Annotated in this window: 17 protein-coding genes; 5 read left to right on the top strand and 12 right to left on the bottom strand. The window is 61.2% G+C overall.

Annotated features, from left to right (window positions below):
• Nucleotides 1-20: 20 nt before the first annotated feature.
• The 11 genes from acs to dksA form a co-directional block, all read right to left on the bottom strand.
• Nucleotides 21-1,958, bottom strand: a complete 1,938-nt coding sequence (gene acs, locus PS14A_RS21170; protein ID WP_212617154.1) for an acetate--CoA ligase — start codon at nt 1,956-1,958, stop codon at nt 21-23.
• Nucleotides 1,959-2,158: 200 nt separating this feature from the next.
• Nucleotides 2,159-3,823 carry a glucose-6-phosphate isomerase gene (pgi, locus tag PS14A_RS21165; RefSeq protein ID WP_130909975.1) on the bottom strand — a complete coding sequence of 555 codons (1,665 nt, stop codon included), beginning with the start codon at nt 3,821-3,823 and terminating at the stop codon, nt 2,159-2,161.
• 358 nt (nt 3,824-4,181) lie between these two features.
• On the bottom strand, nt 4,182-5,042 hold the full coding sequence (gene panC / locus PS14A_RS21160) for a pantoate--beta-alanine ligase (protein WP_212617153.1): 861 nt from the start codon (nt 5,040-5,042) through the stop codon (nt 4,182-4,184).
• Nucleotides 5,039-5,839: a 3-methyl-2-oxobutanoate hydroxymethyltransferase gene (panB, locus tag PS14A_RS21155; RefSeq protein ID WP_122750964.1), complete on the bottom strand. Its 801-nt coding sequence runs from the start codon at nt 5,837-5,839 to the stop codon at nt 5,039-5,041. Before panB ends, panC begins: the two co-directional genes overlap by 4 nt.
• 399 nt (nt 5,840-6,238) lie before the next feature.
• On the bottom strand, nt 6,239-6,724 hold the full coding sequence (gene folK, locus PS14A_RS21150; protein WP_130909973.1) for a 2-amino-4-hydroxy-6-hydroxymethyldihydropteridine diphosphokinase: 486 nt from the start codon (nt 6,722-6,724) through the stop codon (nt 6,239-6,241).
• Between the two features lie 3 nt (nt 6,725-6,727).
• A complete protein-coding gene (locus tag PS14A_RS21145) occupies nt 6,728-8,128 on the bottom strand; it encodes a polynucleotide adenylyltransferase PcnB (protein ID WP_178083632.1) in 1,401 nt (466 codons plus the stop codon).
• A gap of 736 nt (nt 8,129-8,864) precedes the next feature.
• On the bottom strand, nt 8,865-10,301 hold the full coding sequence (locus PS14A_RS21140) for a sigma-54 dependent transcriptional regulator (RefSeq protein WP_039761623.1): 1,437 nt from the start codon (nt 10,299-10,301) through the stop codon (nt 8,865-8,867).
• A gap of 22 nt (nt 10,302-10,323) precedes the next feature.
• Entirely contained in the window at nt 10,324-13,278 is a 2,955-nt protein-coding gene (locus PS14A_RS21135; RefSeq protein ID WP_161984088.1) for a sensor histidine kinase, read from the bottom strand.
• A complete protein-coding gene (locus PS14A_RS21130) occupies nt 13,262-13,438 on the bottom strand; it encodes a hypothetical protein (protein ID WP_003176118.1) in 177 nt (58 codons plus the stop codon). Before PS14A_RS21130 ends, PS14A_RS21135 begins: the two co-directional genes overlap by 17 nt.
• 77 nt (nt 13,439-13,515) lie before the next feature.
• The gene (gene gluQRS, locus PS14A_RS21125) at nt 13,516-14,409 is read right to left on the bottom strand and encodes a tRNA glutamyl-Q(34) synthetase GluQRS (protein ID WP_212617152.1); all 894 of its coding nucleotides are present in this window, start codon (nt 14,407-14,409) and stop codon (nt 13,516-13,518) included.
• Nucleotides 14,410-14,620: 211 nt separating this feature from the next.
• The gene (dksA, locus tag PS14A_RS21120; RefSeq protein WP_101157646.1) at nt 14,621-15,064 is read right to left on the bottom strand and encodes an RNA polymerase-binding protein DksA; all 444 of its coding nucleotides are present in this window, start codon (nt 15,062-15,064) and stop codon (nt 14,621-14,623) included.
• Nucleotides 15,065-15,396: 332 nt separating this feature from the next.
• On the opposite strand from dksA, the gene PS14A_RS21115 reads away from it, so the two are divergent.
• Both PS14A_RS21115 and sfsA read left to right on the top strand, forming a co-directional pair.
• The gene (locus PS14A_RS21115; protein ID WP_212617151.1) at nt 15,397-16,566 is read left to right on the top strand and encodes a pyridoxal phosphate-dependent aminotransferase; all 1,170 of its coding nucleotides are present in this window, start codon (nt 15,397-15,399) and stop codon (nt 16,564-16,566) included.
• Nucleotides 16,566-17,279: a DNA/RNA nuclease SfsA gene (gene sfsA, locus PS14A_RS21110; RefSeq protein WP_212617150.1), complete on the top strand. Its 714-nt coding sequence runs from the start codon at nt 16,566-16,568 to the stop codon at nt 17,277-17,279. The genes PS14A_RS21115 and sfsA overlap by 1 nt, the downstream gene beginning before the upstream one ends.
• Here sfsA and PS14A_RS21105 read toward each other — a convergent pair.
• Nucleotides 17,276-17,593 (bottom strand): Rieske (2Fe-2S) protein, encoded by a 318-nt coding sequence (locus PS14A_RS21105; RefSeq protein WP_122506697.1) that lies wholly within the window; start codon nt 17,591-17,593, stop codon nt 17,276-17,278. The genes sfsA and PS14A_RS21105 overlap by 4 nt on opposite strands.
• 163 nt (nt 17,594-17,756) lie before the next feature.
• Between PS14A_RS21105 and PS14A_RS21100 the strand changes: the two genes are divergently transcribed.
• The 3 genes from PS14A_RS21100 to PS14A_RS21090 are packed head-to-tail and all read left to right on the top strand — an operon-like array spanning nt 17,757 to nt 20,430.
• A complete protein-coding gene (locus PS14A_RS21100; RefSeq protein ID WP_212617149.1) occupies nt 17,757-18,629 on the top strand; it encodes an ABC transporter substrate-binding protein in 873 nt (290 codons plus the stop codon).
• Between the two features lie 50 nt (nt 18,630-18,679).
• Entirely contained in the window at nt 18,680-19,663 is a 984-nt protein-coding gene (locus PS14A_RS21095; RefSeq protein WP_212617258.1) for an iron ABC transporter permease, read from the top strand.
• On the top strand, nt 19,663-20,430 hold the full coding sequence (locus PS14A_RS21090; protein ID WP_130909924.1) for a heme ABC transporter ATP-binding protein: 768 nt from the start codon (nt 19,663-19,665) through the stop codon (nt 20,428-20,430). Before PS14A_RS21095 ends, PS14A_RS21090 begins: the two co-directional genes overlap by 1 nt.
• Nucleotides 20,431-20,449: the final 19 nt, after the last annotated feature.

The raw sequence follows: 20,449 nt of genomic DNA, 5'->3' as shown, positions 1-20,449 counted from the left end.
TAGCTAGAAACTTGCAGCTCTCAAGTATTGAGCCGCTTGTCGACGAGGTCCTGCACCACACTCGGATCAGCCAGCGTCGAAGTATCGCCCAGACTGTCGAGCTCATTGCAGGCAATCTTGCGCAGAATCCGCCGCATGATCTTGCCCGAACGGGTCTTTGGCAGCGCCGGCGCCCACTGGATCAGGTCCGGTTTGGCGAAGCTGCCGATCTCCTTGCTGACATGCGCCAGCAGGTCTTTCTTCAGCTCTTCGTTGGCCTCGGTGCCGTTCATTGGCGTGACGAACGCGTAGATGCCCTGGCCTTTGACGTCGTGGGGATAACCGACCACGGCGGCCTCGGCGATGCTGTCGTGCAGCACCAGGGCGCTTTCCACTTCGGCGGTGCCAATGCGGTGGCCGGAGACGTTGATCACGTCGTCGATGCGTCCGGTGATCCAGTAATCGCCGTCCTCGTCGCGGCGGGCGCCGTCGCCGGTGAAGTAATAGCCGGGGTAGGGTTTGAAGTAGGTGTCGATCATCCGCTGCGGATCGCCGTAGACGCTGCGAATCTGCGCCGGCCAGCTCGATTTGATCGCAAGCACGCCACTGCCGGCGCCGTGGATTTCCTTGCCGACTTCGTCGAGCAGTACGGGTTGCACGCCGAACATCGGTTGCGTCGCGCAGCCCGGTTTGATCCGTTGCGCGCTGACCAGCGGGCTGAGCATGATGCCGCCGGTTTCGGTCTGCCACCAGGTGTCGACGATCGGGCAGCGCTGTTCACCGACAGCATTGAAATACCATTCCCACGCTTCCGGGTTGATCGGCTCACCGACGCTGCCGAGCAATCTGAGGCTGGCGCGCGAGGTTTCCTTCAATGGTCCGGCACCTTCGCGCATCAGCGCGCGCAGGGCGGTGGGCGCGGTGTAAAAGATGTTGACCTTGTGCTTGTCGATGACCTGCCAGAAGCGCGAACTGCTCGGGTAGCTCGGCACGCCTTCGAACATCAGTGTGGTCGCACCGTTGGCCAGCGGCCCGTAGACGATGTAACTGTGGCCGGTGACCCAGCCGACGTCGGCGGTGCACCAGAACACTTCGCCGTCGCGGTAGTCGAGTACGTACTTGAAGGTCATTGCCGCTTGCAGCAGGTAGCCGCCGGTGGTGTGCAGCACGCCTTTGGGTTTGCCGGTGCTGCCGGAGGTGTAGAGGATGAACAGCGGGTCTTCAGCGTCCATCGGTTCCGGCGGGCAGTCGTCGCTGACCTCGCGCACGGCCTGGTGATACCAAAGGTCACGGCCTTCGACCCAATCGACCTGGCCCTGAGTGCGCTCGACCACCACCACGGTGCTGACGTTCGGGCAGCTTTGCAGGGCTTTGTCGACGTTGTTTTTCAGCGGCACGAAGCGGCCGCCGCGCACGCCCTCATCGGCGGTGATCACGGTGCGGCAGTCGGCGTCGAGAATTCGATCACGCAGGGAATCCGGGGAAAATCCGCCGAACACCACCGAATGAATCGCGCCGATTCGCGCGCAGGCGAGCATGGCGTAGGTGGCTTCGGGGATCATCGGCATGTAGATGCACACCCGATCGCCTTTCTTCACGCCACGGCTTTTCAGCACGTTGGCCAGACGGCAGACGTGGCGATGGAGTTTGTTGTAAGTGATCTGCGCCGATTCGGCAGGATCGTCGCCTTCCCAGAGCAGGGCGGTCTGCTCGCCGCGTTGCTTGAGGTGACGGTCGATGCAGTTGTAACTGACGTTGAGCTTGCCGCCGGCAAACCAGGCCGCTTCACCGGTTTTCAGGTCATAGCGCTGCACGGTCTGCCATGGCGTGCTCCAGTCGAGGAAGCGCGTGGCCTGCTCGGCCCAGAAGGCACTGGGGTGTTCAATCGATTCGCGGTACAGGCGCCGATACTCGTCCTGGCTCAACTGAGCGGCCTGGCGCACGGCATCGGCTTTGGGGAACGTGCTGATATCGAACATGACGGTTCCTTATTCTTGTGGTGCGACACGAATAAAGATGCGCCGAGCGCTGCACAGGTTCAAGTCATGCGCCAAAACAACTGTGGGAGCGAGCTTGCTCGCGAAGGCGGCGGATCAGTCAACACAGTGTTGAATGACGCACCGATTTCGCGAGCAGGCTCGCTCCCACAGGGGAACAGCGTTGGGCCCGAAGGCTTTTATCAGCCGCGATGACGCCCGCGGAAGTAGTTGATCAGGCCTTGAGTCGAGGCATCGTCAGCCACGGTCTCGTCGCTGCCGACCAGGCGGTTGTAGACGCCTTTGCCCAATTCCTTGCCCAGTTCCACACCCCACTGGTCGAAGGCGTTGATGCCCCAGACCACGCTTTGCACGAACACTTTGTGCTCATACATCGCAACCAGGGCGCCGAGGCGACGCGGGCTGATGCGTTCGACCACCAGGGTGTTGCTCGGACGATTGCCCGGGATCACCTTGTGCGGCGCAAGTTTGCGCACGTCGTCTTCGCCCATGCCTTTGTCGCGCAGTTCGGCTTCAGCTTCCGGCAGGGTCTTGCCGAGCATCAGCGCCTGGCTCTGCGACAGGCAGTTGGCGTACAGCCACTGGTGATGGTCGGAAACCGGGTTGAAGCTGACGATCGGCACGATGAAGTCGGCCGGGATCAGTTGGGTGCCCTGGTGCAGCAACTGGTGATAAGCGTGCTGACCGTTGCAGCCGACGCCGCCCCAGATCACCGGGCCGGTATCGGTCGACACCGAGGTGCCGTCCTGACGCACGCTCTTGCCGTTGGACTCCATGTCGAGCTGTTGCAAGTGCTTGGTGATGTTGCGCAGGTAGTGGTCGTACGGCAGGATCGCGTGGCTTTGCGCACCCCAGAAGTTGCCATACCAGACGCCGAGCAGGGCCAGCAGCACCGGCATGTTCTGTTCGAACGGCGCGGTCTGGAAATGCTGGTCCATGGTGTAGGCACCGGACAGCAGTTCCTTGAAGTTGGACATGCCGATGGCCAGCGCAATCGGCAAACCGATCGCCGACCACAGCGAGTAGCGCCCGCCGACCCAGTCCCACATCGGGAAGATGTTTTCTTCGCGAATCCCGAAAGCCACCGCTGCGGCGTTGTTGCTCGACACCGCGATGAAGTGACGATACAGCTCGGCTTCCGAGCCGCCCTGCGCCAGGTACCAGGCGCGGGCGGCCTGCGCGTTCTTCAGGGTTTCGAGGGTGTTGAACGACTTCGACGAAACGATAAACAGCGTGGTCTCGGCGCGCAGTTTCTGCGTCAGCTCGTGGAATTCGCTGCCGTCGATGTTCGCCAGATAATGGCAACGCACGCCTTTCTGCGCGTAGGACAGCAGCGCTTCGGACACCAGCTCAGGACCGAGGAACGAGCCACCGATGCCGATGTTGACCACGTCAGTGATCGGCTTCTCGGTGTAACCGCGCCACAGGCCGTCGTGAATACGGCCGACCAGATCGGTGATCTGGTTCAGCACCTTGTGCACTTCCGGCATCACGTTGACGCCGTTGACCGACAACTTGTCGCCGACCGGGCGGCGCAGGGCGGTGTGCAGTGCCGGGCGGCCTTCGGAGGCGTTGACGATTTCGCCGTCGAACAGCGCTTTGATCGCGCCCTTCAGATCGACTTCATTGGCCAGGCCCACGAGCAGGTCGCGGGTCTCGGCGTTGATCAAATTCTTCGAATAATCGAGAAACAGACCGCAGCTGCTGAGGGTGAACTGATTGAAACGCTGCGGATCGGCGTTGAAGGCCTCGCGCATGCTGAAATCCTGCATGGCTTGGCGGTGATCTTTCAACGCTTGCCAGGCGGGCAGAGCGGTAACGTCGTGAGGAGTGCGGTAGTACGCCATCGCTGCGGTTTTCCTTTTTACTTGAACGGCCTTTTGAACACGGAACAGATCAACCACGGGTTTTTAGCGCATGGGATCAACTGCGTCGACACGAGATCTGGACACAGGGCGAATACAGTAAACCTCGCGCTGCGTTCTGTCTTGACTTTGTCTGACCAGATCCCTGTACTTTTTTAACATCCGCAGAGGAATCTGGCCGACAAACGGAGGGGCCGGAAGACTTTCGCCCAACCGGCATGGACCGAAAACACCTGTGGGAGCGAGCCTGCCCGCGAAGGCGGCGTGTCAGGCAACTTATAAGTCGCTGATACACCGCCTTCGCGAGCAGGCTCGCTCCCACAGGGAAATTCGTTGCTGCTTAAATCGGGCTATCGAGGTTCAGGTGCAGGTTGTCGATCAGCCGCGTAGTGCCGAGGAACGCCGCCGCGAGAATCACCAGATCGCGATCTTCCACCGTCGCCGGACGCAACGTCAGGCCATGGCGGATTTCCAGATAATCCGGACGCAGCCCCGCCGTTTCCAGCACCTGCAACTGCGCAGCGATCAGCGCCGGGTAATCACGCTCACCTTGCTTGATCGCTTCGGCAATGCTGCTCAGCACGCGATACACCACCGGCGCCACGGCGCGCTGGTCTTCATTGAGGAAGCCGTTGCGCGACGACAGCGCCAGACCGTCCGCTGCACGCACGGTCGGCTCGCCGATGATCTGGATCGGCATGTTCAGGTCATGCACCAGCGCACGGATCACCGCCAGTTGCTGGTAATCCTTCTGGCCGAAGATCGCCAGATCCGGCTGGACCATGTTGAACAGCTTGCTGACTACGGTCGCCACACCTTCGAAGTGCCCCGGACGGCTGGCGCCACACAGGCCTTCGGACAATTGCGGCACACTGACCCGGGTTTGTCCGGCCATGCCGTCCGGGTACATCTCTTCAACCGTCGGCGCAAACAGCAGGTCGCAACCGGCTTCGAGGAGCTTTTCCTGATCGGCGGCGAGGGTGCGCGGGTATTTGTCGAGGTCTTCGCCGGCGCCGAACTGCAACGGGTTGACGAAAATACTCGCGACGACGAAATCCACTCGCTGGGTAGCTTTGGTGATCAGTGCTACGTGGCCGCTGTGCAGGTTGCCCATGGTCGGCACGAAGCCGATGCGCTTGCCTTCACTGCGCGCGCGGGCGACGGCGGCACGCAGTTCGCGTACGGTTTTGACGGTGTTCATGCAGAGAATCCGTGTTCGATGCCGGGGAACGTGGTGGCTTTTACTTCGCTGACGTAAGCCTTCAGCGCGGACTGGATGCTGTCCTGACCTTGCATGAAGTTTTTGACGAATTTGGGTACGCGGCCGGTGATCGACAGGCCGAGCATGTCGTGCAATACCAGCACCTGGCCGTCGGTGGCGTTGCCGGCACCGATACCGATCACCGGAATGCTCACGGCCTGGCTGATTTCTGCCGCCAGTTCGCTCGGCACGCACTCAAGCAACAGCATGGCCGCACCGGCCTGCTCCAGCGCGATCGCATCGGCACGCATCTGCCGCGCCTGGTTCTCGTTGCGGCCCTGCACTTTATAGCCACCGAGGATGTTCACTGCTTGCGGGGTCAGGCCCATGTGCGCACACACCGGCACACCGCGCTCGGCAAGCAGGCGGATCGACTCCGCCAGCCACAGTTGACCTTCAACCTTGACCATGTGCGCACCGGCCTGCATCAGCATGGCGCTGTTGTTCATGGTCTGTTCGAGGGTAGCGTTGGCCATGAACGGCAGGTCGGCGAGGATCAGGGCATCGCCATTGCCACGCTTGACGCTGGCGACGTGGTAGGCCATTTCCGCCGTGGTCACCGGCAGGGTGCTGTCGTGCCCCTGCAGGACCATGCCGAGGGAGTCGCCGACCAGCAGCACTTCGACACCGGCCTCGTTGCAGGCATGGGCGAAGGTCGCGTCATAGCAGGTCAGCATGGTGATTTTTTCACCTTTCTGCTTGAGGCTCTGGAGCGTGGTCAGGGTGATGGCTGGCATGTAAAAAATCCTCGTTCAGGCGCTCTGGAAACTGCTGCGAGTCACGCGCGTGATTCTTCATCTACTCAGGCGCACGGTCTTGTGTCGTGCTTTGAAAGGCCTGGATTGCGCCCGTTCATACCGGGTTGGCGGCAGCGGGACGCCTATAGTCGTGATGAGCCAACAGGAAGTCAATTGCGTGTGTTACCGCATTGTTACGCGGGAGGTGTTACCGGCGTTACTGATGCGATTCAGCGGCGCGGCGGGCCTGATTCGGGGGATTTTTGTCTGACAATAATAGTGAATCTCACCCGATCAACTGTAGGAGCTGTCGAGTGAAACGAGGCTGCGATCTTTTGATTTTTAGCATCAAGACCAAAAGATCGCAGCGTTCCGCAGCTCCTACACGACGGATTCGTGTCAGGCGTGGGAGAGGCGTTCAAGGCCGACGAACGCGCAGGCGGCCAGCAGATCGGGAAGGGCGCGGCCATCGGGCAAGCGCAGATCCTGCGGTGCCAGTTCAGCCAGGGGATAGAGAACGAAAGCGCGCTCCTGAATCTGGTAATGCGGGACCTTCAGCCGTGGCTCATCGATCAGGCGATCGCCAAACAGCAGAATATCCAGATCCAGCGTGCGTGGCCCCCAGCGCTCAAGACGCTCGCGGCCCTGAGCGTTTTCGATCGCTTGCAAGGCGTCGAGCAGCTCGATCGGTGCGAGCGAACTGTCGAGGGCTGCGACGGCATTGGTGTAACGAGGCTGGCCCGGCAACAGCGAATCGCTTTGATAAAAGGCTGAGACGCCGGCAAGGCTCGTCTGCGGCAATTGCCCCAGCGCCGCGATGGCGCTGCGCAACTGGTCGGCCGGGTCAGCGAGGTTGCTGCCCAGGCCGATGTAGATGCGTTCCATCGCTTACTCGCCCGTCGCGCTCGAAGCACCGGCGCGCTTGCGCTTGGAACCGCCGCTGCGGCGCCGTTTGCGTGGCGCGCCGCTGGCATCGTCGCCCTTGCCGCTGAGGTCGCGGATCATGTCGCGACGCTCGCTGTCGTTGGCGTCCTGATAATCGGTCCACCACTCGCCGAGGCCATCGGTCTCCTCGCCGGCGCTTTCACGCAGCAGCAGGAAATCGTAACCGGCACGGAAGCGCGGGTTGTCCAGCAACAGATCGGCGCGTTTGCCGCTGCGCCGTGGCAGGCGTTCCTGCATGTCCCAGATTTCGCGGATCGGCATGGTAAAGCGCTTCGGAATTGCGATGCGCTGGCACTGCTCGGCAATCAGCTCGTGAGCGGCTTCCTGCATCGCCGGAATCGGCGGCATGCCACGTTCCTGCAGACGCAATACGCGCGCCGGCAGCGCAGGCCAGAGCAGGGCGGCGAAGAGGAACGCCGGGGTCACCGGTTTGTTCTGCTTGATGCGCAGGTCGGTGTTGGTCAGTGCTTCGCTGATCAGCGTGTGGGTATATTCCGGATTGTATTCCAGCGCCTCGGCACTGGCCGGGAACAGCGGCGAGAACAGTTGCAGATCAACCAGCATTTCAAAGGTGATTGCGCCGTGCCCGGAGAGGAACAGCTTGAGCACTTCTTCGAACAGCCGCGCCGACGGAATCTCGCGCAGCATCGGCGCCAATTCACGGATCGGCTGCACGGTGTGCTTCTCGATGCCGAAGTTGAGCTTGGCGGCGAAACGCACGGCCCGCAGCATGCGCACCGGGTCTTCCTGATAGCGCTGCTTCGGGTCGCCGATCAGACGGATCAGGTGATTGCGGATGTCGTGCACGCCATTGGCGTAATCGAGAATGCGCTCACTGACCGGATCGTAATACAGGGCGTTGATGGTGAAGTCGCGGCGTTGCGCGTCTTCTTCCAGGGTGCCGTAGACGTTGTCGCGCAGAATCCGCCCGCTCTCGTTGCGCGAAGACTGGTTGCTGTCTTCGTCGTCTTCGTTGACCGGGTGGTTGGCGCGGAAGGTCGCGACTTCAATGATTTCGCGACCGAAATGGATGTGCACCAGCTTGAACCGGCGGCCGATGATTCGCGCATTGCGGAATTCGGCACGCACCTGCTCGGGGGTGGCACTGGTGGCGACGTCGAAGTCCTTGGGCGTGATGCCCAGCAGCATGTCACGCACGCAACCACCGACCAGATAAGCCTGGTAACCGGCACCTTGCAGGCGTTCGACGATATTCACCGCATAGCGGCTGAACTGCGTTTTCTGCAGCGAATGTTGGCCGCTGTTGAGCACTTCAGGGGTGCTGCGGATGTGTTGCGTACGACGCACGGGAGTTCGGAATGACTGGAACAGCTTCTTCAGCATGGGATGCACTGTTTGAAGGAATGTTCGGCCATACCAAAAGAATGACCGCATGATGGGCGCAGATTCTAGCATTTAGTCGGGGGATGGTGTAGGAGACAGCAGATTCGAGCTGAAAGCCGCAAGCTACAAGGGTGAAGCGGGGGTAGAGCGGAGGATTTTTTGCAGAAGGGAGAAACTACAAGGGGAGCCGAAGCTCCCCAAGAAGTAGTTGCGTGCTCTTTTTATTATTGATTCGGGCTTCTTGTTTTTGTTGAGTGCCCTCGCCACGAAGTGTTTCCCTCGTGACCCTCCCAATCGGGAGCCAAGAGCAAACGGATTGCTTTGGTCGCTGAATTGCAGTGATCTCTCGATCCAACCAGTACAGGCTCTGTCTTAGGACAGTTTTTGTTGTTCTCGGCCTGGTCGTGGGGCAAGCCCCAAATACAACGCCTCTCCAAAAGAATCAGTTAGCTGCGCCTCTCGCCGTCTTGTTTTTATTGTGCGTGAGTCGATTCGTCTTATTTTTATTGTCTTGTGCATTGCTTGTTATTGTTCTTGTACCAAACATATAGCAGGGTGCGTGCCAACTTTTGCCAAGCCCAGTAAAACAAGGGGTTAGGTCGATATAACCGTTTTGCAGGGGCGAAAAAAAGCCGGGGTTTCGTTACCGATAACCCCGGCTTCTGTTACGTGAATCGACTGCGGTAACAGTTTTTTCACATTGTCATGCGTTACCCGCGCACGCGGTGGGTAACGCTCAGCTCTCGCTGGCAACCCCGGTCTTGCGCCGTGGAATGCCCAGACGCTGGCGGCGTTCCCACAGGCATTTGCGGCTGACGCCCAGTTTGCGTGCCAGTTCGGTCTCGGTCATGTGGTCCTGATGCTCGAGGACGAAGTGCTGGAAATAGTCTTCCAGCGACAGATCCTCGGTCGGCTCATGGCTGCTGTTGCTGGCGTTACCGCCGGTTTGCGGCGGCAGACCGATGAACTCATCGTCCTCCAGATCGCTCAGCTCGATGTCGATGCCCAGCAGGTCGGCCGAAATCTCCGGGCTTTCGCTGAGAATCACCGCGCGCTCGACAGCGTTTTCCAGCTCACGGACGTTACCCGGCCAGGAATAGTGCCGGATCGCCTGTTCGGCATCGGCAGCGAATTTCAGGTCGGTGCGATTGATCCGCGCGCTCTGGCGAGCGAGGAAGGCATTGGCGATTTCGTTGACGTCGGCGCCGCGCTCGCGCAGCGGCGGCAGCTTCAGGGCAATCACGTGCAGACGGTAATAAAGGTCTTCACGGAACTGACCGATTTTCGCCAGGCTCTTCAGATCGCGGTGAGTTGCAGCGATCAGGCGCACATCGACTTTCTGTGACTGCACCGAACCTACGCGGCGAATTTCGCCCTCCTGCAGAACCCGCAGCAAGCGCGCCTGAGCTTCGAGGGGCAGTTCGCCGATCTCATCGAGAAACAAGGTGCCGCCGTCCGCCGCTTCGACCAGACCGGCGCGACCGGCACTGGCCCCGGTGAACGCGCCTTTCTCGTGGCCGAACAGTTCGGATTCGATCAGGCTTTCCGGAATCGCCGCGCAGTTCACCGAAATCATCGGCGCCTTGGCGCGTTTCGACAGATTGTGCAGAGCGCGGGCCACCAGTTCTTTACCGGTACCGGACTCACCCTGAATCAACACGTTGGAATCGGTTGGCGCGACTTTGCGGATCTTGCTGTACAGGTCCTGCATCGGTGGGCAGGAGCCGATGATGCCAATTTCACCATTGCTGTTATCCACAGCGGCTTTGCCATTGCCAGCGGCAGGCTTGCTCGCCGTAGCTTCGCCGGCAGCCGGCGCCGACTGGCGATCGCGCAGGATCCGCGCAACCGCCTGGAGCATTTCATCGTGGTCGAACGGCTTGGCGATGTAATCGACCGCGCCCATTTTCATCGAGTCGACCGCCGAGCGCAGGCTGGCGTAACTGGTCATGATCAGCACCGGTGTGCCCTGGCCGAGCTTGATCAGCTCGGTGCCCGGAGCGCCCGGCAGGCGCAGGTCGCTGACGATCAGATCGAACGTAGGAATGGTGAAGCGTTCTTGTGCTTCCTGCACTGATCCGGCTTCGCTGACCTGGTACTGGTTGCGTTCCAGCAGGCGGCGCAAGGCGGAGCGGATAATGGTTTCGTCTTCGACGATCAAAATGTGCGGCATTGATTCGATACTCTCGACGGTCTCAGTTCACAGCGGACGTCGCTTCGACATGACGCGGTAAGGTCACCCGGATACGGGTGCCGCGTTGGCTTTGTACATCAGCCGGGCTGTCGATGGTGATTTGTCCATAATGCTCTTCAACGATGGAATAGACCAGTGCAAGGCCCAGACCGGTGCCTTCACCCGGATCCTTGGTGGTGAAGAAAGGTTCGAACAATCGGTCCATGATGCTCGACGGAATGCCACTGCCTTCGTCTTCGACGATCAGATCGACCGTGTGTTCGCCGGCTTCGCTCTTGACCCGTACCGCACTGTGCGGCGGCGAGGCGTCGCGGGCGTTGGAGAGCAGATTGATCAGCACCTGGGCGAGCCGTTGCGGGTCGCCTTCGACCCAATGATCGGGATCGCACAGGTTGTAGAACTGTACTTCGAAATTGCGCCGGTTCAGCGCCAGCAGGCCAATGGCGTCCTGCGCGACTTCGGCCAGACACACTGGTTCGTCGTTGTGCTGGTGACTGCCGGCATGGGCGAAGCTCATCAGCGACTGGACGATGCGCGAGACGCGTTTGGTCTGCTCGAGAATCTGCCCGCTGATTTCCGTCAGCTCGCCGTCATCTTCACGCTCTTCGCGCAGGTTCTGCGCGAGGCAGGCGATGCCGGTGATCGGATTACCGATTTCGTGGGCCACACCCGCTGCGAGTCGACCGATGCTGGCCAGCCGTTCGGAATGCACCAGTTTGTCTTCGAGCATCTGCGTTTCGGTCAGATCCTCGACCAGTAACACCAGGCCACTGTTACCCGGGGCCAACGGCTCGTCGATTGCCGCTTTGTGCAGATTCAGCCAGCGGGTCTGACCATCGAGGGCCAGATGCTGTTTGTGCAAATGCTCGTCGGGCAGGTTGATGAAGCCTTGCAGCAATTCTTTCCACGGGTTGGCGATGGTGCTCAGGCGCGAACCGACCACTCGCTGTGCGGCGATGCCGGTCAGCTCTTCCATGGCCTTGTTCCACATCAGGATCTCCTGATCCTTGGCCAGCGAGCAGACGCCCATCGGCAGTTCCTGCAAGGTCTGGCGGTGGTAGCGGCGCAGGGCATCGAGCTCGGCGGCCAGGCCGGTGAGGCGCGAGTGGTAATCCTCGAGACGGCTTTCAATGAAATGAATGTCTTCGGTGACGTAGTTTTCGCCGCCAGCCTTATAGGGCAGGAAGGTTTCCACCATGTCCTGCGCGACGCTAGGCCCCATCAGGCCGGACAGGTTGGCCTCGATGCGGTCGCGCAACCGGCGCAAGGCATACGGCCGGCGTTCATCGAAGGGCAGATACAAGTCTCGCAGCGCTTGCTCGACCTCTTTCTGCGCAGCCTTGGCACCCAGCGGCTTGGCCAGTTGCGTGGCGAACTCCTGCGGCGAGGCGGCGTGCAGTTCGCGGCGTTGCGGGCGGCGCACGTTATCCACCGCACAGGCCTCGGCGGCGCTGGCTTCTTCCGGGCTGGCGTTGGTGAACAGTGAGATCAGGGTGAACATCAGCACGTTGGCGGCCAGCGAGGCGATGGCCGCCATGTGCCAACTGGTGTCGTCGAGCACGTAGATCATGTTCAGCAGCGGAATATAGAAACCTTGCAGATTGCCGACCAGCGGCAGCAGCATGGTCACCACCCAGACCGTGATCCCCGCCAGCAGACCGGCAATGAAGCCACGGCGGTTGGCGGTCGGCCAGTACAGCACCGAGAGCACCCCGGGCAGAAATTGCAGGGTCGCCACGAACGCGACGATGCCGAGATTGGCCAGATCCTGCTCGACGCCGAGCATCAGGTAGAAACCGAAACCGGCCATGATGATCGCCACGATCAGCGCCCGGCGGGTCCATTTCAGCCAGCGGTAGATGTTGCCCTCGGCCGGCGGCTGATAGAGCGGCAGCACCAGATGGTTCAGCGCCATGCCCGACAAGGCCAGGGTGGTGACGATGATCAGGCCACTGGCGGCGGACAGGCCACCGACGTAGGCGAGCAAGGCCAGCGGTTTGCTGTTGGCGGCAATGCCGATGCCGAGGGTGAAATATTCCGGATCGGTGGTGGCGCCGAGTTTCAGACCGGCCCAGAGAATCAGCGGTACGGCGAGACTCATCAGCAGCAGAAACAGCGGCAGGCCCCAACTGGCGCTGACCAGCGAGCGCGGGTTGAGGTTTTCCGTAAAGGTCATGTGATACATGTGCGGCATGACGATCGCCGAGGCGAAGAACACCAGCAGCAACGTGCGCCACGGGCCTTCCTGCAACGGCGTATGCAGGGCGGCGAGGGCGGTCTGGTTTTGCAGCAGCCACAGCTCGAGCTGTTGCGGGCCGTCGAACACCCCATACAGTGCATACAGGCCAACGCCGCCCAGAGCGACCAGTTTGATGATCGACTCAAAGGCAATCGCGAACACCAGCCCTTCATGTTTCTCGCGCGTGGCGATGTGCCGGGAACCGAAGAAAATCGTGAACAGAATGATCAGCGCACAGAACGCCAGCGCCACGCGGCTCTGCACACGTTCGCCGGTGAGAATGCCGATCGAGTCGGCCACGGCCTGAATCTGCAAGGCAAGCAATGGCAAGACGCCAATCAGCATGAAAATCGTGGTCAGCGCACCGGCCCAGGTGCTGCGAAAGCGGAAGGCAAACAGGTCGGCCAGCGACGACAGTTGATAGGTGCGGGTGATTTTCAGGATCGGATAAAGCAGCACCGGCGCCAGCAGAAACGCACCGGACACGCCGAGATAGCTGGACAGAAAGCCGTAACCGTACTGATAGGCCAGGCCCACCGTGCCGTAGAACGCCCAGGCACTGGCGTAAACCCCCAGCGACAGGGTGTAGGTCAATGGGTGGCGAATGATCGCGCGCGGGATCATGCCCCGTTCGCTGACCCAGGCCACGCCGAACAGCGCCGCCAGGTAGGCGGCGCTGACCAGGATCATCTGGGTCAGGCTAAAGCTCATCGGCATCTTTTTGGCTCTGCAGGATGAAGGTCACGACAATCAGGATCAGCCAGAGCAGATAAGGGCGATACCAGGCGCCCGTTGCGTCGATCCACCAATCCATGATGGCGGGGGAGAACAGGTAGATCCCGACGACCAGAAGCAGGACCAAGCGATAGATGTACATCCCGGCCTCTCTTTTTTATGCGCGTGCCCGAAAACGTGCGGCGATGGTAACGGATGGGCGCGCGACTGCAAGTGTCGTCATTGCAGTTGCGCTTCGGGCAGGGTCAGTGTGCGCGGGATCTTCTCGGCATCCCAGTGCACGCTGCCCCAGGCCAGCAGTTCGCGCGGCGAGGCGTGCGCCAATTCAGCGCCGGGATTCTGCCCGAGCGCGCGCAACGCCCGCAGCAGCAACGGCGTGGCTTGATCGGCTTCAAGCGGCGGCGAGCGGTAGGACTTGCCGAGTTTGTTGCCGTCCGGCTGGGTGATCAGCGGCAGATGCAGATAGCGCGGCTGTTTCAGGCCGAGCAGTTCTTGCAGATAAAGCTGACGCGGCGTCGAATCGAGCAGATCGGCGCCCCGCACGATGTCGGTGATGCCTTGCCAGGCGTCATCCAGCACCACGGCCAGTTGATAAGCGTAGAGACCATCGCGCCGCCGAATCACGAAATCGCCGACGTCGCGGCCCAGGTGCTGGCGGTATTCGCCCTGCACGCGATCGATGAAGTGGTATTCCAGCTCCGGCACGCGCAGGCGGATCGCGGCGTCGTGCTGTTCATGCCCGGCATTACGGCAAAACCCCGGATAAATCCCGTGATAGGGCTCCAGTTGTTTGCGCGAGCAGGTGCAGGCGTAGGCCAGGCCATGATTGAACAGGCTATCGAGCACTTCGGCATAAGCCGCGTGTCGATCGCTCTGGCGGACCATTTCGCCGTCCCATTCGAAGCCGTAACTTTCCAGCGCCTTCAGAATCGCCGCTTGCGCACCGGGCTCTTCGCGCGGCGGATCGAGATCTTCCATGCGCACCAGCCAGCGCCCACCGACGGAGCGGGCGTCGAGATAGGACGCCAACGCAGCGACCAGCGAACCGAAGTGCAGGTGGCCACTGGGGGTGGGGGCGAAGCGGCCGATGTAGGCGGGGGATTTGGCAGTCATGGAGGCGATAAAGGCTATTCAGAATTTGAGCAGGTTACCTCTGTGGGAGCGAGCCTGCTCGCGAAAGCGCTGTGTCAGTCAATAATGAGCTGTCTGAAGGGATGCTTTCGCGAGCAGGCTCGCTCCCACAAAGGCAGAAGCAGGTTCCGCGGGCAAAACACAGAAACAAAAACGGAGCGTTCGCACGCTCCGTCTTTCGTTCAGGTCGAGATTACTTGCCGACCTGCTTTTCCTTGATTTCCGCCAGGGTCTTGCAGTCGATGCACAGATCCGCCGTCGGACGGGCTTCGAGGCGCTTGACGCCGATCTCGATGCCGCAGGACTCGCACCAGCCGTACTCTTCGTCTTCGATCAGTTGCAGGGTTTTGTCGATTTTCTTGATCAGCTTGCGCTCGCGGTCGCGGGCGCGCAGTTCGAGGGCGAACTCTTCTTCCTGGCTGGCACGGTCGGCCGGGTCAGGGAAGTTGGCCGCTTCGTCTTTCATGTGATCAACCGTACGGTCGACTTCCTGCATCAAGTCCAGTTTCCACTTGTTCAGGATCTTGGTGAAGTGCGCGCGCATCGGAGCGCCCATGTACTCTTCACCCGCCTTCGGAACATAAGGTTCGAAGCCGCTGATCGTCGCTTGCTGCTGTTGCTTTGCTTGGGTGGACATGAAATAGACCGCCTCTACTCTTGTAATCCATTGCGCAGGATTGCTCCATCACCGACACCTGCCGGCCCTGCGGCTGCAAGCGGGCGAACTTACCAGATCAAATCAGCCTGCGCTACTCCCGGATGTCGAGCCCCCGGCGGGTGGCGCTTGCAGATGTCTGACAAGCCGTGTCTGTGGGAAGGGAGACCTGTTCAATCACTGATTTTAGTCAATCCTGGAGCGTACGTTCAGATCGTTACAGTCCAGCGTTCTTGAGGCTGTGACCTTCACGGGTTCTCGCTCGTTCCGGCAGACAGGTAGAATCGTCTCTTTTTTCCGTCGAAGGCATTCCAATGGGCCCCTACAGTGCGCGCAGTCGTGCGATCGAACCGTTCCATGTGATGGCGCTGCTGGCGCGGGCCAATGAATTGCAGGCTGAAGGCCACGATGTGATTCATCTGGAAATCGGCGAGCCGGACTTCACCACTGCCGAGCCGATCATTCGCGCCGGCCAGGCCGCGTTGACTGCCGGCAAGACCCGTTACACCGCCGCCCGCGGCATTCCCGAACTGCGCGAGGCGATCGCCGGGTTCTACCAGTCGCGATACGGCCTGAACATCGACCCACGGCGGATTCTGATCACACCGGGCGGCTCCGGCGCGCTGTTGCTGGCCAGTGCCCTGTTGGTCGATCCGGGTAAACACTGGCTGCTCGCCGACCCGGGATACCCGTGCAACCGACACTTTTTGCGTCTGGTCGAAGGCGCGGCACAACTGGTGCCGGTGGGGCCGGATGTGCGTTATCAACTGACCCCGGATCTCATTGATCGGCACTGGGACCACGACAGCGTCGGCGCCCTTGTCGCGTCACCGGCCAACCCGACCGGGACCCTGCTGACGCGCGATGAGCTGGCCGGGTTATCCACAGCGATCAAAGCCAGACACGGGCATCTGGTGGTGGATGAGATCTACCACGGCCTGACTTACGGCACCGATGCCGCCAGTGTGCTGGAGGTTGATGACAGCGCTTTTGTCCTCAACAGTTTCTCCAAGTATTTCGGCATGACCGGTTGGCGCCTGGGCTGGCTGGTCGCGCCCGAAGCGGCGGTCAGCGAACTGGAAAAACTCGCGCAGAATCTCTACATCAGCGCGCCGAGCATGGCGCAATACGCGGCACTGGCCTGTTTCGAGCCGGCCACCATCGCGATTCTTGAAGAGCGCCGCGCCGAGTTTGCGCGCCGTCGCGACTTCCTCCTGCCGGCGCTGCGTGAACTCGGTTTCAACATCGCCGTCGAGCCGGAAGGCGCGTTTTATCTGTACGCCGATATCAGCCGTTTCGGCGGTGATGCCTTCGCATTCTGCCGACATTTCCTCGAAACCGAGCACGTTGCCTTTACGCCGGGACTGGATTTCGGTCGTTATCAGGCCAGCCATCACGTGCGTTTCGCTTACACACAAAGCCTTGCACGTTTGCAGCAAGCGGTTGAGCGAATTGCCCTTGGTTTGAAGAGCTGGCAAGGCTGATGCGTTTTTATCCTGCTCTGGAAGAAGCGCGGCTGATTCGTCGTTACAAGCGTTTTCTCGCCGATATCGAAACTGTTAACGGCGAGTTGCTGACCATTCACTGCCCGAACACCGGCTCGATGCTCAACTGCCAGGTCGAGGGCGGGCAGGTCTGGTTCAGTCGCTCCAATGATCCGAAACGCAAATTGCCCGGCACTTGGGAAATTGGCGAAACCCCGCAGGGCCGGCTATTTTGCGTCAACACCGCACGCGCCAACGGATTGGTCGAAGAAGCCTTGCAGGCCGGCGTGATCACCGAGTTGAACGGCTTTACCGCGTTGAAGCGTGAGGTTGCCTACGGACAGGAAAAAAGCCGCATCGACTTCCGCCTCGAATACCCCAGCGGCCCGGCGTATGTCGAAGTCAAAAGCGTCACCTTGGGCTTCGACGGCACGGCGGTGGCGGCGTTTCCCGATGCGGTGACCCAGCGTGGCGCCAAACACCTGCGTGAGCTTGCGCATCTGGCGCGCGACGGCATTCGGGCGGTGCAGTTGTACTGCGTGAACCTTACCGGCATCGATGCCGTGCGCCCGGCCGAGGAAATCGATTGGGCTTACGCCGAGGCGCTGCGTGAAGCGGTCGCCTGTGGTGTTGAGGTGTTGGCCTACGGAGTGCGCCTGGACCACGAAGAAATGGTCATCGATCGCCGACTTGATGTGCGGCTAAACGGTTAAACGTCGATCCAAACGCCTTGTGTATCTTCCCGGCATTCAATTGCCGTGAGCGACTGCCCGGCGCAGGGGCCGGCGACGCATTCGCCGTTCTCGATCAGAAACAGTGCGCCATGGGTGGCGCACTGGATCAGGCTGTTGCTCGGGTCGAGAAACTGGTCGGGCTGCCATTCCAGCCCGACACCCCGGTGTGGGCAGCGGTTGAAATAGACAAAGACTTGGCCACCTCGACGCACGGCAAACAGCTTTTTGCCTTCGATTTCGAAACCGCGACTGCCGGCTTCGGCCAGATCGCTGCCGGCGCAGAGAAACTTCATGGCTATCCTCTAATGTCCGCTCGTGTCTGGATATGTCCGAGCTTGACGTTCAAATGCAAACAATTATCAAATGGCGACCTTCTCCCACTGAAGTCTGGCCGTTGCCGAGGATACTTGGCTCGCTGCGCCGATGCCCGGGAAACCTTGTTCAAGGAAGCTTTGTATGCGTCTGAAAACCCGCGTTGTCGTGCTGTGCGTCGGTCTTTTTCTCAGCCATCAGACGATCGCGGCGGATTTACCGCAACGCTGGGTCAGCGCCGGCGGTGCGCTGTCGGAATGGGTCAGCGCGTTGGGCGGCGAGTCGAAGCTGGTCGGGGTCGACACCACCAGCCAACATCCCGAATCGTTGCAGGCGCTGCCGAGTATCGGTTATCAGCGCAGCCTGTCGGCCGAAGGCATCTTGAGCCTGCGCCCGGACATTCTGATAGGTACTGAAGAAATGGGACCGCCGCCGGTTCTGGCGCAAGTCAAAGCGGCCAAGGTCAAGGTCGAGTTGTTCTCGGCGCAGCCGGATCTGCCGACGCTGGAAAAGAATGTCACCCATCTGGGCCAATTGCTCGGCGCACAAAGCCAAGCGGCGCAGCTGCTGCAGAGTTATCAACAGCAACTCCAGGCGCAGAAAGCGCGCGTTGCCCAAGTGCAGGCCACACAGAAAGCCCCCGGCGTGTTGCTGTTGCTCGGGCATGCGGGCGGCAAGCCGTTGATTGCCGGCAAAGACACCGCCGCGGACTGGTTGCTGCAACAGGCTGGCGGGCACAACCTCGCGACGCATAGCGGCTACAAACCGTTTTCTGTCGAATCCCTCGCCAGCCTCGATCCCGAAGTGCTGGTGTTCGCTGACCGAGCGTTGACGGGAGAGGCGGCAAAAGCCGCGTTGTTCAAGGAAAACCCGATCCTCAATTCCAGCCGTGCTGCCAAGAGCGGACGGGTGATGGAGCTGGATCCGACTCTGCTGGTGGGCGGCCTCGGGCCGCGTCTGCCGGCTGCTTTGCAAACCCTGACGGACGGCTTCTACCCGGCCAAGGGCGGCCAATGACCACACTGGTCAAACCCCGTGGCTTGTTTATCGGCCTGACATTGCTGTGTCTGCTGGCGATCTGGCTGTCGCTGGCATTGGGGCCGGTGAGCCTGCCGTTGTTCGATACCCTGCGCGCGGCGCTGCGTCTGATCGGCGTGCCGCTGGCGCCGCAAGGTCTGGAGCAGGCTGAGCTGATTCTCGGCCAGATCCGCCTGCCGCGAACCTTGCTCGGCTTGGCGGTCGGCGGCGTGCTGGCGCTGTCGGGGGTGGCAATGCAGGGCCTGTTTCGTAATCCGCTGGCCGATCCGGGGCTGGTCGGGGTGTCCAGTGGCGCGGCGCTTGGCGCGGCGATTGCGATTGTCGGCGGTTCGTTATTCGGCGGCCTGCCGGAGTGGTTCGGGCCGTATCTGTTGTCGGTGTGTGCGTTTCTTGGCGGGCTCGGGGTGACGGCGCTGGTCTACCGGCTGGGCCGGCGCAACGGTCAGACGCATGTGGCGACCATGTTGCTGGCCGGTATCGCGCTGACGGCGCTGGCCAGTTCGGCGGTCGGTCTGTTCACTTACCTGGCCGATGACGCCGCGCTGCGCACCCTGACGTTCTGGAATCTGGGCAGCCTCAACGGCGCCAGTTACGCGCGACTGTGGCCCTTACTGATCATCACCATCGGCGTGGCGCTGTGGCTGCCGCGTCGGGCCAAGGCATTGAATGCCTTGTTGCTCGGTGAATCCGAGGCCGGTCATCTGGGCATCGATGTCGAACGGCTCAAGCGCGAACTGGTGTTCTGCACCGCGCTGGGCGTTGGCGCGGCGGTTGCGGCGGCGGGCATGATCGGTTTTGTCGGGCTGGTGGTGCCGCATCTGGTGCGCCTGCTGGCCGGCCCGGATCACAAAGTTCTGTTGCCAGCCTCGGTGCTGGCCGGTGCGAGCCTGTTATTGCTCGCCGATCTGGTGGCGCGTCTGGCGCTGGTGCCGGCGGAGTTGCCGATCGGCATTGTTACTGCGTTTATCGGCGCGCCGTTCTTTCTTTATCTGCTGCTGCGAGGGCGTGCCTGATGCTGTCTGCGCACAATCTGCATGTCCGCCGTGGCCGCAAAGCTGTACTCAGTGGAGTCACGCTCAGGCTCGAACCCGGTCAAGTGCTTGGCGTGCTGGGACCAAACGGCGCCGGCAAAAGCACGTTGCTTGGCGCATTGTGTGGTGAGTTGCCCGCCAGTGACGGCAATGTCTCGCTCGAAGGTCAGGCGTTGAGCCACTGGAGCGGAACGCAGCGGGCACAACGACTGGCGGTGTTGCCGCAGGTTTCGACGCTGGACTTTGCCTTCGCCGTGGAAGAGGTCGTCGGCATGGGCCGTTTGCCGTACCAGACCGGGCGCGTACGTGATGACGAAATCGTCGCGGCAGCGCTGGCCGCCGCCGATGCCGGGCACCTGAGTGGGCGCAGCTATCTGGCGTTGTCAGGTGGCGAGCGTCAGCGCGTGCATCTGGCGCGGGTGCTGGCGCAACTCTGGCCGGGTCAGGCCGGGCAAACCTTGTTGCTCGACGAACCGACATCGATGCTCGATCCGCTGCATCAGCACACCACCTTGCAGGCGGTGCGCGAGTTCGCCGATCGCGGCGCGGCGGTACTGGTGATCCTGCATGATCTGAATCTGGCGGCGCGTTATTGTGATCGCGTGCTGTTGCTGGAGGAGGGGCGCCCGGTTGCGCTGGATACTCCGCAGCAGGTGCTGCGCCCGGATACGCTCAAAGCAGTGTTCGGCCTGGAGGTATTGGTGCAGCCGCACCCGGAGCGTGGGCATCCGCTGATCATCGCCCGCTGATCAATCATCGAGGTGTCGC

It is taken from the genome of Pseudomonas sp. 14A, from assembly GCF_018132745.1.
In the GTDB taxonomy this organism is placed as follows: domain Bacteria; phylum Pseudomonadota; class Gammaproteobacteria; order Pseudomonadales; family Pseudomonadaceae; genus Aquipseudomonas; species Aquipseudomonas mercuritolerans.
The sequence above is the reverse complement of the archived record's forward strand: the minus strand, read 5'-3'. Positions and strand labels throughout refer to the sequence as shown.